This is a genomic window from Wolbachia endosymbiont (group B) of Pilophorus perplexus, assembly GCF_964028155.1.
In the GTDB taxonomy this organism is placed as follows: Bacteria; Pseudomonadota; Alphaproteobacteria; order Rickettsiales; family Anaplasmataceae; genus Wolbachia.
In genome coordinates, this window is sequence record NZ_OZ034754.1 from 615170 (window position 1) to 631632 (window position 16463).

The window sequence follows — 16463 nt, forward strand, 5'->3', positions numbered from 1 at the left end:
GGTAACGGTAAAAAATTCTTAAATGATAAAGAAGTTATCCTTGATAGTATAAAAAAAAGCTCAATAACCGAAGCGCCTGGACACTCTAGAGTAAAAGATGGTGAAGGTGCTACAAAAAAATTAGTAGCTAAAAGAAAAAAAACGATACAAGCTGCCAATAGTCAGTCAGATCCTAGTAGTAGGTTAAGTATAGAACTTTCCAAACAAGATGGGCTGCGTGAAATAGTACTTGACACTGAAACTACAGGTCTTGATGTCAATAGCCATCGAATTATCGAAATAGGGTGTGTAGAACTAATTAATCATATTCCAACAGGCAAAGTATTCCATCGATACATCAACCCAGAAAGGAGCATAGACAAAGGTGCATTTAAAGTTCACGGTATCAGCGAAGAATTTCTAAAGGATAAGCCATTATTTTCAGAGATTGCATCTGAATTTCTTAATTTTATATCTAGCGATACTTTGGTAATTCACAATGCTGGATTTGACATTAAATTTTTGAACATGGAACTTGGTAAACTGAATGCCAAATTAATCTCTTCAGACAGAGTGTTAGATACATTACCGCTTGCAAGAAAGAAATTTGGACCACCGGCTTCTTTAAGTGCATTGTGTGAGCGTTTTGGTATATCACTAGAGAGTAGGGAGTTACATGGAGCGCTAATTGACGCTGAGTTGCTAGCAAAAGTATATGTTGAGCGATTACAAACTCCTTTGGATCGATGTCAGCATGCAGTACGTAACTTATCTCTTAGAGGACACTTGCCAAGTAATGAAGAAGTTAGTGAGCAGTTAGATGAGATTAACGTATCTGTTCATGAGGGAGTAGTAGATAGAAGATTATAAAAACGCCTTTTGCTTTCAGTAGCGAAATTATTCTCTCAATGAATGTGTTTTCTAGCTTTAAAAATGCGAATCTCAATATCTTATCTTGAATTACTTAACTGTTGGTTCAAGTTTAAGTTCTTATCATGGTATGTATTTACATCTTTTAACACTTTAAGTGGTTCACCTAGACTATGTTCCACTTTTGTCTCAAATTTAAATCCCAAATTTCCAAAAAATTCTTGAAAATACTCAATAGTAATGTCACACAAACTTCTACCACTTGCTTTATAATTTTTCAGCTCTTTCGGAATAATAAGAGACACTTTACCATCTTCATATGTTACATTTCTACCCTTACAGTTCAGTTTAAATTCTACTGAACTGTAAAAACCTGGTGTTTTGATATCACTAGCAAGATCACTGCTAAGTACCCTTATACATTCCATGCTAAAACTGAGTTTTAGACAATTGGAACTATGGCAATCCATACTATAAGTTATTATTATATCAGAATCTAACACAAGCAAGCCAAGTGGAAAAAGAGCCTTTAATAAATGCAGAAACAAAAAATGATTATATCCTTCTTGATGATAACTAGTTATCAATTCTTCTATAATAGAGTCATTTGGAACTGTTGCACCAACACGTATAAACATTTCCATAAAGACTACTTTAAGAAACAAACAATAGTTTCTTTTCCCTTTTTCATTCCCTAAAATGAGATCTTTATGTTTTGAATATAGCTCCTCGATAAGCTCATTGGTTATTTTTTGTTTGTTGATAGTAAGGTTGTGTGATCTATCAAGGTCAATATATGTGTTGTAACCAGAGTTTATGCTACTCCAACCACCTGATTTCATTGGTATAGATTTTAAATCAGAATACTTGAGCTTTTTTACTTCAGATTTCAATGCGTTAACTATTTTTTTTGACATATCACAATCTTATATTATATACGTATTACGTACTTTTCATCATAAGTAAAGGTTTTCTGTAAAACTTGATTTACTTTTTATTATACTCACCTTATTAAAAAAAGCGGAGATTTCAATATCTTATTTTAAATTCTTCAAGTTTAGATTCTTGTCTTTGGTTGTATTTATATCACTTAATACTCCAAGTGGCTTATCCAGATTATACTCAAAATTTTCCTCAAAAAAGTGAAATCCAAATTTTTCGCAAAATTTCTGAAAATACTCAATAATAACGTCAAACAAATTCTTATCATTTGCTTTGTAATTTTTCAGCTCCTTAGGAATAGTGAGAGAAACCTTACCTTCTTCATATATCACATTTTCACCTTCACATTTTAGTTTAAACTCCACTGAGTTTTGTAAATCACATACTAAAATTTTATTACCGTTATATATACCATCATTTACGCTAAAACTGAACTTCAGATAATTTGGATCTTCACAACTTATATAGGTCCTTTCTCTGTAAGAAGGAATTAAATAGTGGAATGAATACATGCACAATCCAAAAGAACGAAGTGCTTGACTTTGAGAAGAAAAGAATTGCTTGTACCCAGACCTGTTATAATAAGTTATCAATTCTTCCATAATAGAGTCATTTGGAACTGCTGTACCGGCGTGTACAAATATTTCCGTGAAGATTTGCTTAAGAAACAGACGATAACTCCCTTTTTTGTCCTTATCTTCTGTAATGAGATTTTCATGTTTTAAATATAAATTTTTAATGAGATCATTAGTTATTGCCTTCCCATTAATAACAAGGTCACAAACAAATTCATATTCACTATTGAAGTCCATATCTAAATCCTTATATGTTCTATAATCAGAACTTTCTGTAGACTTCAAATCAGCATATCTCCTCTACCTCGCCTTATCTTTCAGCTCATTAATCACTTTTTTTGACATATATACTATAATAGATATAAATCATTAATTTTTAACTAATATAGACTATGAACTGTAACTTGAGTTTCTTGCGGGTTTGCACTTGATTACTTTAACGATAGATCTTCCAATTCCATCTGATCTACTTGTACTTTTTCTAACTCACTTTTTACCTGCTTATGGTATAAGTTTTCTCTTCTCGCCCAAGATAGATCACTATCTATTATATAAACGTAATTGCCATTGTCCTCTTCGAAGCAAAACAGCTTCAGTTTACTTTCGTCTTGACCAATTAATTCACTACGAATTACTTCTACAGTATAAAATTGACCCAAATTCATACTTACTTCAGGATGTTGCATATACCTTAACACCCGTGGCTCATATAATTTTCTTATCTCACCATTTTTGAGATCACCTATTGTACACTCTATCTTCTTTAATCCGTATTTAATAACTCTCACTAATCTCTTCGTCTCATAATCCCACAGCTGTTCTTCTTCCAATCTTTTACATGCGGTAAAAAATTGTGATTCTTCTCTTTGCATAAACCGAGATAAACGTTCTGCCAACTCATAGCACATTTTTTCTTGACTCAGTATTTCTCTTTTATATTGAGCTAAAATATTAATCGCTATACTTGGACAACTTACTGCAATCAAGTCATTATTTAAATCCGTTTTAATAATTTTGCCGCTCTCTTGATTAACATGTACAGTAACTTGCCCTAACAAAATTCCCTTAGAAATCGTTATGTCTTTTCCTATATGAGTGTCAATGGCTTTTAAAGAATCAAAGTCTATATATATTGCACCTTTCTCTCCTGTCATTTTTTCTGAAAGAGCAAGAGCAATCAATCTAAAGGTATCTATTTCAACAGCAAAATACATCCTTTGCTCCTCTGACATATTATACATATTCTTAAAGAAATCCTTTATGCTAATGTCTTCACCATCTACCTTCCATCCTGTATCTATTTCGCTCCAGTCGTATTGGTGTAAATCTACAACATGCACTCCTTCCATTCCTTTCAGTTCACGCTTTAAATCATCTATTTGATTTTCTTCAAATCCAGGACCATTTATAACCAGATATATGTCCCTCTCCTCTTCATTTGTTAATTTATGATTTTTGATTATATCTAAGTAACTAAGATCACTATTCTTACCATTCAGTAGAGACGCACCATATACTCTTGGCACCCAAGTTAGTATTATTGGTGCTTTATTTGATAATTTTTTTATATTACCGATGTTCGGTAGAAGCTGTAGCTTTACTCCTCTCGTTTGAGTTTTATTACTACAACTCCCCCTAAAGAACCGTGCTTGCAGATTTCCCGCACACGGCTCATCAATATTAGTTTTCACAGTCGTCCCTCTTATGCATATAAAGAAAAATGTATTTTTGGCTTTGGTAATGGATTTACTTCTACGTAGTGTACAAACTGTTCCCAGGTCATACTCTTTTTCTGACTACGCCGATTTATCCATTTAAATGCTAGCTTTCTTACTGATGTGTAAAATTGTTTCAAACACCAATAATTTCCGCTAATACCAAAGTAGTTATAGTGTCCTGTTAATTTAGCCTTCAGTACTTGCCACCAAGCTTTAAGTCGAATACTTCCGCGGACTATTTTCAACCACTCCTTGATTTCTTTTAGTTTTCTGGCTAGATTTAACTTTGAGGTTTTATGTCCCATTATTAATCTACCACGACGACTTTTTGCACCATAGTGCGTAAACCCCAGAAAATTGAAACTTTCCGTCCTTCGTTTCTCTCTTATCGCTTGTTGCCACTCCCTCTTGCCAAACTTTACTACTCTGGTCTTGTTTTCAGATACTTCCAACCCAAATTTATTTAGCCTTTGTTTCAGTAATTCCAGAAATTCTTCCGCGTCTACCTTACTTTCGCAACAAACCACAAAATCGTCGCAAAACCTTATTAGTTGTATATATCCTCTGGATCTTGGTTTAAATTTCTTTTCTATCCATAAATCCAACACATAATGTAAGTATATATTTGCTAATACAGGACTTACTATACCACCTTGGGGTGTACCTTGTTTTGTTGCTTCATAATTTCCAGCTTCGACTATCCCTGCCTTGAGAAACCGCTTTACTAACCACCGCAAATTTGGGTCAGTTATTCGTTCCCTTAGACATCTCATTAGCCATTTATGCTGTATATTATCGTAGAACTTCTTGATATCCACTTCTACAATGTAGTTTATTGGCTTGTACATAACTGCTTTATCTAGTGCATTTACCGCTTGATGACAGTTTCTTCCAGGTCGAAATCCATATGAGCTGTCCAGAAAGTTTGCCTCGTAAATATTTTCTAGTATCTTCTTCAGCATAATCTGTACTAATTTATCCTCGGTCGATGGTATTCCGAGTCCGCGTTTCTCTTTACTTCCAGCTTTCGGTATATATACCCTCTTTACTGGTTGTGGTTGATATTGCTTCCTCTTCATACTTTCTACTAGCACTTCGAGTTTCTCATTCAGATTTTCTCCGTATGATTCCACTGTTATCTGGTCTACTCCACAAGCCTTGTTACGCTTCAGTTCTTTATAACATCTCGCAAGATTCTCTGTATTTATCAGATGGACTAACGATGTGAATTTTAGTCGCTTATCTTGCTTTGCTCTTACTGCTATCTGGTTTAGTTTATTTTGCATGTTATTCCAACCTCCGTTGTATTGGCCTAGCAATCCCTATTCCAGTTACTATATTGCTGATCGCTTCCCCTTGTACGTGGCTTTCCCACATTCTGAGTACTATCAATCAGTCCGACTTCCCCTGCATCTTCCGCTAGTTCTTGCCTTTGTTGACTTGTTCCAGCGTACCTTTGTAGGAATGCATAGGATCTCCCAAGTTCACTTGAAGTCCATTTCAATACATGGCACGGTCTCAGATCCCGATAGAGTGAGTGATAACTTGCCTTTACGCTATCCTTCATGCTGTCTTCCATGGCCATGAAAATGTCGACCTCTATGTCTTCAGGTATTTCGGAACTCAATCCCTTCACTTTCGTTGTACCCTGCATTGTCCATCCCACTAGCTCTATTACACTCGTTACCTCATGCAACATAGTGGTCTGTTCCAAACTGTTGGCTAGACTTTGTTTGTGTTGGATTTTCACCAACTGTTCTCCAAGCACTTCTTGGCGCACCATACCCTACCCCACTTCTCCAACCACCCGTTACATCTTTCGCGGAATAGCCAAAAGGAGGTTCTGGGCCATCGGTGAGTGGAAAGTAAGCATCTATGCCAACAACATCGATAAACTCTGAAGACCATAGTTCATCCATATTATACCAACCATCATATGAATGATACTCACTCCAATCGGCAGCGTAAGTTACGTTTACTTCTTTTCCAAGCTGAAATTTTACTTGCTTTGCAACTTTAACTAGCTCTGCTACTGCAGGATAATTGCCTTTCGCATCTTTTACTCTGGTAAGCTGAGCAAACTCAGAACCAATAATAAACCCTTCCACTTTAGTTTGTTTGGCAATGCTTGTGTAATGCTCTATGAATTTGCTATACTGATTCTCAAAAAAATCACTTATATCCTGAGGAGTACCGCTCAATTTTCCTCGCCACTCTTTGTTTTTTGTGTCAAGCAAGAGCATTGGATAGAGCATCACCTTATAACCTCTGCTATGCAGCTCTTCTATATATCTTATTAGTGCTGCATCGCTAACTGTACCACCATATCTTGGATTGCCATGATTATCTTTTGAAATGAGCTGGTCATTATCCCTGGTTATATTTCCCACTTGCCAATCATCAGGCACTATAGCAGAATCGTCTTGAAATTCAACTGCAGGATATATTTTACAATCTTTGATATTCAAACTGCTTGCAAACCAATTAACCACTACCGATGCCCATTCAACATTTGGTAAACTTTCCTTCAATTGGTCCAAAGAAAGCATAGCATCGCTCTTTTTTGTGTGATTATTGTGATTTACTCTTTGTACCGGTCCATAGGGAATATATTGACTACTGCTTATTTTTTCTCGTGCAATTTTCTTCTGTATTTTCGTATCATACACAAACTCCCCTGAACCTGGTATGATATTGATATTTTTAATGTTTTCTGCTACTGAGAATCCATTGAGCTTCAGTGCAGTTTGCACTTCAAATGTAAACACCGGAACACGATTACTATAGTCTGCCAAAGGGAAATTTTTGATGACTATGTAAGATATTCCTCTATAAGCTGGTACATTCTTCTCACCTTCGATTGATAACATAAACGGATCAGGGTTTTGGTCTTCTCTGCCGTGGTAAAAAGTATAATCTATTTCATCAAAACTAAGCGATTTTATATCCGCCCAGATTCTATTTAATTTTTCTACTTTCCCCTTGCAAATTGCAATTGCGAGTGTTGCATAGTAGTTATATGTAATATTTATACCTCTTCCTGTTTTATTTTGAGTGGTTATCGCCTCCTCTTTTATTGGCTGTGACCAAATAATGTTTCCAGCAATGCGAGCAGTGCCATAGATAATTGGAATTGCTTTGCCATAAGTTGAGGTTTGAACTTGCAGATTTTTCAGCCTCGCCCCATGCGTTATCTTTTGGTCGGCATCAAGACCAAATATTGCATTATCAAGCTGTGCACCAAGCAGAGCACCGAGTTCTGAGCCAACAATCTGGCCAATTGGCCCAAAAATACTGCCCGCTTTACTTAAAATTGATGATAAAATTATTGTAGACATAATATTCTCCTTTTTAATAGATTGTTTTGAATTTTTGAAAGAAGATCCCAGACTGGGATAAAATTGGGACCTACTATATAGTAGTGTCATGCGACTGGTATCCAGGAAAAAAAGGATGTAATCCGAGTAGCCCTTTTCCTGTCATCCGAGTAGCTGACACTGGGATCCATTGTTCTTTATTTCTGAATTCCAGCGGGCTTTGTTGCACCACTCAAGGAAAGAACAGGCAGTTACTGATGGAATTTGTTATAAAATAGATATTTAGCCGACAAAGGAAAAATATGCCAATAAGAATGAAAGTCAGTAACTGCAATGAATATAACAAATTTCTTCAAGAAAGGGGAAATGTTTTTCATTATATCAACGATGCCATTGAAAATTGGTACGAAAATAGTCCAAAAGTAGCAGGTGGCAACAATGTCTACAGCGACAAAGTAGTGATTCTAATTCACATAATAACCTATCTATTCAGGATTGGTCTTAGGCAAACAGTGGGATTTATAGAGAAATATCTTGAGCAAATAGGGAAAATTTTGCAAATTATCAGCTATTCGCAGGCTTCAAGAAGGTTTAAAAAGCTTAATATCAAAATCAACGACTGCAGAGTTGATAAGAACGATATGGAAGATATTGAAATTGCTATAGATAGTACAGGTATCAGCATCTACAATAATATTCCAGGCCATAGTAAGGCAAATGGTACAGATAGAAAGTATCGCCGCTATGAGCAAACAAGAAAGCTACATGTAATGCTAGAGATAGGTAGTAAAAAAGTTATAGCTGCAAAATACAGTAGTGGAGTTTATTCCGACCACTATGGAGCCTGTGATCTTATTGAAAGAGTGGATACCAAGTATAACATAAGCACGATATATGCAGATAGGGCATATAATCGAAAGAAGTTATACAAACTGTGCGATGAGCTTGACATAAAGACAAGGATTCCTCCGCAAAATAATGCAGTAGAGCATCCAAAGTTGGATTATATGAATGAGAGAAATTCTACAATCAAGCTCATAAAGTCATATGATGAAGATGGTATGAAGAGGTGGAAAAAAGAGATAAATTATTGGAAGAGATCTTATATAGAAAGTTTTTTCTCGCGACTGAAGCAAATATTTGGATTTAGTTTTAGGAATAAATCTGAGATTAATCGTGAGAAGGAACTGCTACTCAAGTGTTATTTGCTTAACAAATTTACTGAAATAGGCATGGCTAAGTTTGATATAGCTTCATGAATTTATTATACATTACCCACTATCCGAAGAGCTGTGCAACAAAGCCATTCCAGCGTCACGCGCTGGAATGACATTAAATGATTTTTCTTTGAATTTGAGTTATGCAAGCAAGCCCCTTTGTTGTCATGCAAGTAGCCCCTTCGATGTCACCCGAGTAGCCCTCTTCCTGTCATCCCAGTACTGGGATCCAGCCTTTCTTACCAACAAAAAACTTGGCATAACTTGCGTGCTCAAAAAATTCCTGGATTTCAGTACTGGAATGACACCCTTTTAGAAGTTCCTTCTGGATAAAAACTATTGTCAAGCACTGGAATGACATGATTCGACTTGCATGACCAGACTGTGTAGTAATTCTCTTTATTCCTCGATTTGCCACTTACTTCCTCGAGAAGATACATCACTCAATGAAGAGCTTACTGATGAACTTCTAGATAAGCTTCCAGATGATAGCCTTGTATCCTTGTTTTTAGTTTTTCCGTTACTATGTTTCTCATTCTTCTTATCTTCAATGTTATGTTCCTTCTTAAATCTTTCACATAAAGTGAAAATAGGAGTGCTTTTGCCTTTACTTTTCTCCTCTCGTATATACTTGGCTAAACCAATCAGATTTGCTGGTGAAAAACCATTAGTACTCTTTACAATAGTTTCAATATTTAGAGGGCTTAATTCTTTGAGATATTCTTTTAGTATTCCCCTACGCGTACTTTCTTTATCCAGCCCAGGAACCTCAATACACTCCAAACGACCACCCCTAGTAAACGCAGGATCTAAATGATCCTTATGATTAGTTGCAGCAATCACCATTATATTTTTTGAGGATAAAAACTCTTTATCCAATTTAGTGAGTAAATAAGTTAAAGGCCCTGCATCCTCATTAACAGTTCGCTTTTTACCAACTCCGTCAATCTCATCTATAAAAATCATACAAGGACTGTTTGTCTCTGCTTTCTCAAAAACTTGATCTATATTCCTTTGACTAGACAAGCAAGACGCAGAAACAGACATAAACGCAAACAGAGATTTAGTTTGATTTGCAATTGCCTTACTAATACTAGTCTTACCAGTTCCTGGTGGACCGTACAAGAGATATCCTCCGCTTTTTGACTCACAAATTCCTCTCAACTTTTCTTTTATGTCATTTGGTAATATAATATCACTAAATGTTGTATTCCACCCTCTTTCTTCATCTTTTGCGTAAAATTCCATATTCAGCTTTGCTTCTACTTCATTTTTTGTTGCAGGACTATTAATTAACCTTGCAGAAAGATCACTAACCTCTTTTTTTAACCCATTCACTTCATCTTTCGTTACAAAATTCTCTAAAATTCTATGAACTTTTTCTTCTAGACCACTAAACCCGTATTTATTTTCTTTATCCTTTCCATCTTCTAATTCTTCTTTAATTGGAGTTAGCTTATTTTCTTCTTTCCTTAACCCTTTATTCGGCTCTTCGACTTCAGCTTTCGAGTTTTCTTGAGATTTTTTATTTTGTTTAATCATTTTATATGAAAACACAATTACTACTGCAGAAAGCGCAAATAAAATAAAAATAACAGGGGGAGCTATATTTAAAGCTGCAACTGAAGATAAAAATGCAACGTAAGGAGCTACAGCAAAAACTCCAGATGTAATTAATGTAAGGGAAGCAATAGCACCAGCTATAAAAAAAGTTATATTAGCTCTATTAGACATATTTTAGCTTATAAACAGTTAATTTATAAATAATACATTTAAAGAGTACAAGCTTTTCATAGTAAAGCAAGACTAATTAAAGAGATAACTCAAGGTGTCCTTAATCAATCTATGATCGAGGTATTATGCAGTATTAAGATATAAGATGGTATGTTGTATTTTTAATTCAGTGTTCTTTTTCTGTCATTCCAGGGTACTGGAATGACAGATGCTATGATAAGAAATTCAATAACTTAAAGTAGGTAATTAAAGCCTCTAATTAAAATATGAATCTATAGTTATCATAAGCAACACTAAAGAAGTGCGGAAGTAAAAATTTACGAAAGAGCATTATGTATACGTATGCTTTGTAGATCTACACTTTGCCACCCTTCTGTTAAGCTTTGCCTCCCTTCCATTACGTTTTGTCGCTCTTTTATTTCTTTTATTTCGTTATCGAATTTTGACATTAGATATTTAACATAACCAGATGTTAATGCTGTTGATGCAGATACAGCTATTGCTGCCGTAACAGATGTTAATGTAATTTCCATTGTCTCGGTTATAAAAAGCGTCGATGTTACAAAATTCCCTAACATGGCAACTAAGCCACCAACAACTACACTACCTTGAACTACTTTATTTTTTAAAAACCCTTTTATACTCTCTACCGTATCTTCTTGGTGATTTATAATGGCATAATACAAAGGAGTTTTCTGCAAACTATCTTTTTTATAAACATCTGCACCTCTGTCTAGTAGAGCATCTACTATCTCTAAATAGCCATTTTTAGCAGCATAATGCAAAGGAGTACTACCATTTCTATCTTTTACATGAACACTTGCGCCTTCAGCTAACAGAGCATCTACTACCTCTACATGGTTACTTAAAGTAGCATAATGCAAAGGAGCACTACCATTTTCATCTTTTACATTAATATCTGCACCTGTTTTTAGTAGAACATTTACTACATCTATGAATTTATATATAGTAGCATAATGTAAAGGAGTACGACCATTTCCATCTTTTATATTAACACCTGCACCTCTCTTTAGTAGAGCATTTACTACATCTATGAGTTCATATATAGTAGCATAATGCAAAGGAGTACTACCACTTCTGTCTTTTACATTAACATCAGCACCTTTTTTTAGTAGAGCATTTACTACACCTACACATCTACTATAAACGGCATGATGCAAAGCAGTCTCTCTATTTTCATCTTCTACATGAACATCCGCATGCCTATCTAATAAAACATTCACTAAATCCTTACAGCTAGATGCTGCAGCTGCAATTAATAATGTAAATTCGGCATCAGGATCACTTTGGATGAATGTATGATTTATACTAAAATTTTTATTTTCCCACTCTTGATACGCTATTGTATCTTCCCTTCGCAATACCTCTTTTATTTTATTAATTACGTTATCTTTATTTACACTTGCATCTTTATCAATTGCACTTAATATCTTTTTCAGATTTTCAAAATTCATCTTTACCTCCTATAACTTTACGTTGCAGTTACTACACAATTACAAACAAAAGTAAACACATTTTTGTAAATTATTTAGAAAAAGAATCCATTAAAAAAGTCAGTGATTTGCAATAAATAACTGATCCATTTAATTGAAAGAAATATGTGATGTAACTATAGTCATTATAAACAACAATAGAAAAAACACGGAAGTAAAAAATTTATACTGATCTTATCATATTTATTATTAGCATAATTATAAACATGGGAAAGCAAATACAAGTCAACTTATCTAAAAAAATAGTGAGAGGGTCTTATCTGGCGCAAAATGGATGGCCAACCTTAGTGAAAATTATTTTGCATCATTGAATAATAACAGCATTAAACCAGCCAGCTCTATAAGAAAACTAATAGAGGCTTTTTTACTTGTTCCAATTATTACATCCAGTGCTATTACACTAGCATGTACCTATTTTTTTCTGAATGCAGTGAGTATTCAAAAATATGATTGCAGCTTTGAATAAGGGAAAAATTATGGCGCCTATGATTTTTGAAGGCTATTGCGATACAGACGTTTTTAATAGCTAGTTCAAGCTTTTTGCTGGGTGATTTTGGATAATGCAACTTTTCATAGAAAATAAGTGACTTTGTTAAAAGTGTCGGTGCTGAAGTTATATATCTGCCTCCATATTCTCCTGATTTTAATCAAACCATTGGTTTGTTATAAAAAATTTAGCCAGAAAGAATATTCAGCTATTCGAACTATTAGAAAAAGAGCTATAATTATAGACTCCGTATACACTATAACTAGACTTTTTTTTAAGAGGAATGATACACAAGTTAGTACTAAGACACTAAACAGTTTTCAAAAATGAAAATTATACCTTAAAGCTGATTTTCATACAGTTCTTGCAAGCGATAGCACTCTCACTTCTCTGGCACCAGAGTTTAAAATTTCCTGAGAGCAAGACCTTGCGGTTGCGCCAGTTGTTACTACATCATCAACCAATATCACGATTTTGTTTTTGATAATTTCGCTGTTACTTACTTTAAAAGTATTTTTCAAATTTTTTTCACGCTGTTTAAGTGAAAGACCAGCTTGAGGTTTGGTGTGACGAATACGTTTTATTGCAAATGGTGTATAAGATAAATTAGATAACTTACTTAATTCCTTCGCGAGCAATGCTGCTTGATTATATTTACGTTTAAATAAGCGTATTTTATGTAGCGGTATGGGAACTATGACCTCTGCATTTTGAAACATGTCTTTGTTAGCTTTGTACATCCACTTTGCATAGACTTTCACATAATTTAAATTATCAAAAAATTTAAAATTTATAATCATATTTTTGCTATGTTCATCATAAGCAAAAACTGATCTTAATACTTTAAATGGTGAAGGGTTACTGATGCATTTACCACATGTATCAATGTTATCTGGAATTACTACACCACAAACATTACAGTAATGCTTAGTTAAAAAATTGATTTTTTTATTGCATTCACTACATAAATCATAACTTTTATCAATTATACGTTCACAACTTACGCATACGTTTGGAAATATGAGATCTGTAGCTTTTTTTAATAAGAGAAGATTCATGAATTAAATATGTTAGGTATACCTTTTAAAATGCTCCTCATAACCTAATTATTAAGAAATAGTCGATACTTGATCCAATAAATATGTTTTAAGATACTTGCCTGTAACGCTTTTTGGAGTCTGTGCAACTTTTTCTGGAGTTCCTACAGCAACCACTTCGCCACCTTTTACTCCACCCTCTGGACCAATATCTATTATGTAATCAGCAGTTTTTATAACATGTAAATTGTGCTCAATAACTATAACAGTATTTCCTAAATCAACTAGCCTATGGAGTATTTTCAGTAAATTATTTACATCTTCAAAATGTAACCCAGTTGTTGGCTCATCGAGAATATACAATGTTTTCCCGGTAAATCGCTTTGATAGTTCCTTAGACAGCTTTATTCGTTGTGCTTCACCCCCGGACAACGTTGTTGACGACTGTCCAAGCGTTATATAGCCAAGCCCTACTTCCTGTAAAGAAATCAACTTTTCCTTTATCATTGGAAGATTTTCAAAAAAGTCACATGCTTGATCTATTGTCATATCAAGCACATCAGAAATTGATTTTCCCTTGTAAGTAACTTCCAATGTTTCTCGGTTATACCTCTGTCCTCTACATTGCTCACATTTCACATAAACATCCGGTAGGAAATGCATCTCGATCTTTAAATGCCCATCACCTTTACAAGCTTCACATCTTCCTCCCCTGGTATTAAATGAAAATCGGCCTATATTGTAACCTCGTGCCTTCGACTCTGGGAGACCTGCAAACCAATTTCTGATGTGAGTAAACATACCAACATATGTTGCTGGATTTGATGCTGGGGTCCTACCAATTGGCGATTGATCAACTTCTATAATTTTATCTATATACTCAAGGCCTTCTATTTTGTCGCATTGACCATGCCTTGCAGATGAATGATTTATCTTGTGTGCTGAGTATTTATATAATGTTTCTATCACTAAACTTGATTTCCCTCCTCCTGATATTCCAGTAACACAAATAAAATTCCCTATAGGAAATTCAACATTTATATTTTTTAAGTTGTTCTCACAAGCATTAACTACCTTTATGAACTGAGTTGTTTGCTTTCTTCTTTTTGAAATTGAAATTTCCTTCTTTCCACTTAAATACTGTCCTGTTATGCTCTCTGAATTTTTTTGTAACTGATCTGGTGTTCCTTCTGCAACAACTTTTCCTCCGTTTACACCAGCTCCAGGACCAATATCAATCACATAATCAGCAGCCATTATTGTGTCTTCATCATGTTCAACAACAATCACAGTATTACCCATGTCTCTCAGATTTTTAAGTGTGGCAATTAATCGATCATTATCACATTGATGAAGGCCAATTGAGGGTTCGTCAAGCACGTATAGCACTCCTGTTAAACCAGAGCCAATTTGCGAAGCAAGCCTGATCCTCTGGCTTTCACCACCAGAGAGAGTGCTAGATTCACGGTCAAGTGTAAGGTAATTTAGCCCTACATTCTTTAAAAATGTCAGCCTTTTGATTATTTCGTTTAATATTTTATTTGAAATTTGCTTATGTTGTTCTGTGAGCTTGTCTGGCAAATTTTCAAACCAATCAAGGGATTCATCGACGCTGAGCCCTGATATTTCACCTATGTGTTTTTCATCAATTTTCACTGTAAGTGCTTCTTTTCTCAATCTATAGCCAGCACATTCTTTGCAGTCAGTAACAGAACAATACCTATCAATAAGTGATGCATCGTAATCCATCTGGCGTTCTAGGATACTGACCAAACCTTGAAATTTCATTTCTCTAGAGCCAAAAAGTATTAAATCCTTCACTTTTTGGTCTATATTCTTCCACGGAACATCAAGACTAAATTTGCAATTTTCAGCCAGTGACAGAATTGCATTTTTTAGCAATCCATAGTTTGTATGCACTTGACGGAATATTGATCCAATTGGCTTTAAAGCACCTTCAGATATCGAGAGCGTTTCATCTGGCACTATTAGCTTTGCATCAACACTTAGCTTTTTACCGAGCCCATTGCATGAACTGCATGCACCGTAGGGGCTGTTAAAAGAAAACAATCTTGGCTCTATTTCTTCAAGAGTAAAGCCAGACTCAGGACATGCAAAATTCTCTGAGAAAGTTAAAGTTTGACCATTTTTATACTCGGAATTGTGGTTATCAGGTAAGTTAACTATTTCTGCATACATTAAGCCATGGGCAAGTCTCAATGCTGATTCTATACTGCTTGGTAGTCGATTTCCTATATCATCTGATATGGACACTCTATCTGCAATCACAAAAATATCATGTTTCTTGTTTTTATCGAGCTTAGGCAAGTCATCTATATCACATATTTCACCGTTTATTTTTAGTCTTACGTAACCCTGCTTTTTAATTTCCAGTATCTCTTTTAGATGCTCTCCCTTTCTACCACGTACAATAGGAGCAATTATATATACTTTAGTTTCTAAAGGTAATGCTGTAATAGTATCTACAATTTGAGATACAGTCTGTTTCGTTATTGGCAATCCAGTTGCGGGTGAGTAAGGAATGCCTATTCGCGCATATATTAAGCGTAGATAGTCATAAATTTCAGTAACGGTTCCAACAGTTGATCTTGGATTTTTTGAGATCGATTTTTGGTTAATTGATATTGCAGGAGAGAGGCCTGTGATCGATTCAACGTCAGGTTTATCTTGAATATTAAGAAATTGACGTGCATAAGCCGATAGACTTTCGACGTATCGGCGTTGGCCTTCTGCATAAATCGTATCGAATGCGAGGCTAGACTTACCAGAACCACTTAGTCCAGTTATAACAACTAACTTATTTTTTGGTATATTGACATCAATACCCTGCAAATTATGCTCTCTTGCACCTTTAACTCTGATCATACTTCATGTACCTTTGACCATTACAGCCTCAAAATACATAAACTTACAACAACTTTCTACTAATTTTTTCAACTATTACGGAAAACGAAGTAGCACAACTAGTGCAAAACATTTTGCCATACAACTATATAAACATCTGTTTTCGCCAAGTTAGTTCGTACAACAAATGGTGTCATAAAAGTATGTT

The 16463-nt window shown here is 34.8% G+C and carries 12 protein-coding genes and 1 pseudogene; 3 read left to right on the forward strand and 10 right to left on the reverse strand.

The window, feature by feature from the left end; all coding sequences use genetic code 11:
* Positions 1–189 precede the first annotated feature (189 nt).
* Positions 190–849 carry a DNA polymerase III subunit epsilon gene (dnaQ, locus tag ABWU28_RS03240; RefSeq protein ID WP_372436136.1) on the forward strand — a complete coding sequence of 220 codons (660 nt, stop codon included), beginning with the start codon at positions 190–192 and terminating at the stop codon, positions 847–849.
* An 80-nt stretch (positions 850–929) separates the two neighbouring features.
* On the opposite strand, the gene ABWU28_RS03245 is transcribed toward dnaQ, so the two are convergent.
* The 6 genes from ABWU28_RS03245 to ABWU28_RS03270 form a co-directional block, all read right to left on the reverse strand.
* Positions 930–1766: a hypothetical protein gene (locus ABWU28_RS03245; protein ID WP_149168838.1), complete on the reverse strand. Its 837-nt coding sequence runs from the start codon at positions 1764–1766 to the stop codon at positions 930–932.
* A gap of 120 nt (positions 1767–1886) precedes the next feature.
* A complete protein-coding gene (locus tag ABWU28_RS03250; RefSeq protein WP_265025063.1) occupies positions 1887–2651 on the reverse strand; it encodes a hypothetical protein in 765 nt (254 codons plus the stop codon).
* A 146-nt stretch (positions 2652–2797) separates the two neighbouring features.
* Positions 2798–3943, reverse strand: a complete 1146-nt coding sequence (locus ABWU28_RS03255; RefSeq protein WP_353275720.1) for a hypothetical protein — start codon at positions 3941–3943, stop codon at positions 2798–2800.
* 125 nt (positions 3944–4068) lie between these two features.
* Complete coding sequence (gene ltrA / locus ABWU28_RS03260; RefSeq protein WP_353274935.1) at positions 4069–5370, reverse strand: group II intron reverse transcriptase/maturase; 1302 nt, start codon at positions 5368–5370, stop codon at positions 4069–4071.
* A gap of 26 nt (positions 5371–5396) precedes the next feature.
* On the reverse strand, positions 5397–5783 hold the full coding sequence (locus ABWU28_RS03265; protein WP_353274937.1) for a hypothetical protein: 387 nt from the start codon (positions 5781–5783) through the stop codon (positions 5397–5399).
* The gene (locus tag ABWU28_RS03270; RefSeq protein WP_353275628.1) at positions 5773–7422 is read right to left on the reverse strand and encodes a glycoside hydrolase TIM-barrel-like domain-containing protein; all 1650 of its coding nucleotides are present in this window, start codon (positions 7420–7422) and stop codon (positions 5773–5775) included. Before ABWU28_RS03270 ends, ABWU28_RS03265 begins: the two co-directional genes overlap by 11 nt.
* A gap of 281 nt (positions 7423–7703) precedes the next feature.
* Here ABWU28_RS03270 and ABWU28_RS03275 point away from each other — a divergent pair, with 281 nt between their 5' ends.
* A complete protein-coding gene (locus tag ABWU28_RS03275; protein WP_213863789.1) occupies positions 7704–8660 on the forward strand; it encodes an IS5 family transposase in 957 nt (318 codons plus the stop codon).
* Positions 8661–9017: 357 nt separating this feature from the next.
* Here the strand turns inward: ABWU28_RS03275 and ABWU28_RS03280 are convergent, their stop codons facing one another.
* Both ABWU28_RS03280 and ABWU28_RS03285 read right to left on the reverse strand, forming a co-directional pair.
* A complete protein-coding gene (locus tag ABWU28_RS03280) occupies positions 9018–10352 on the reverse strand; it encodes an AAA family ATPase (RefSeq protein WP_265034239.1) in 1335 nt (444 codons plus the stop codon).
* A gap of 317 nt (positions 10353–10669) precedes the next feature.
* A complete protein-coding gene (locus tag ABWU28_RS03285; protein ID WP_052264780.1) occupies positions 10670–11827 on the reverse strand; it encodes an ankyrin repeat domain-containing protein in 1158 nt (385 codons plus the stop codon).
* A gap of 482 nt (positions 11828–12309) precedes the next feature.
* Here ABWU28_RS03285 and ABWU28_RS03290 point away from each other — a divergent pair.
* A pseudogene (locus tag ABWU28_RS03290) lies at positions 12310–12591 on the forward strand (transposase); the annotation flags it as partial.
* Between the two features lie 115 nt (positions 12592–12706).
* Here the strand turns inward: ABWU28_RS03290 and ABWU28_RS03295 are convergent.
* Positions 12707–13411, reverse strand: coding sequence for a ComF family protein (locus tag ABWU28_RS03295; RefSeq protein WP_010405036.1), 705 nt, complete (start codon positions 13409–13411; stop codon positions 12707–12709).
* Between the two features lie 51 nt (positions 13412–13462).
* Positions 13463–16276: an excinuclease ABC subunit UvrA gene (gene uvrA, locus ABWU28_RS03300; protein ID WP_019236961.1), complete on the reverse strand. Its 2814-nt coding sequence runs from the start codon at positions 16274–16276 to the stop codon at positions 13463–13465.
* Positions 16277–16463 lie beyond the last annotated feature (187 nt).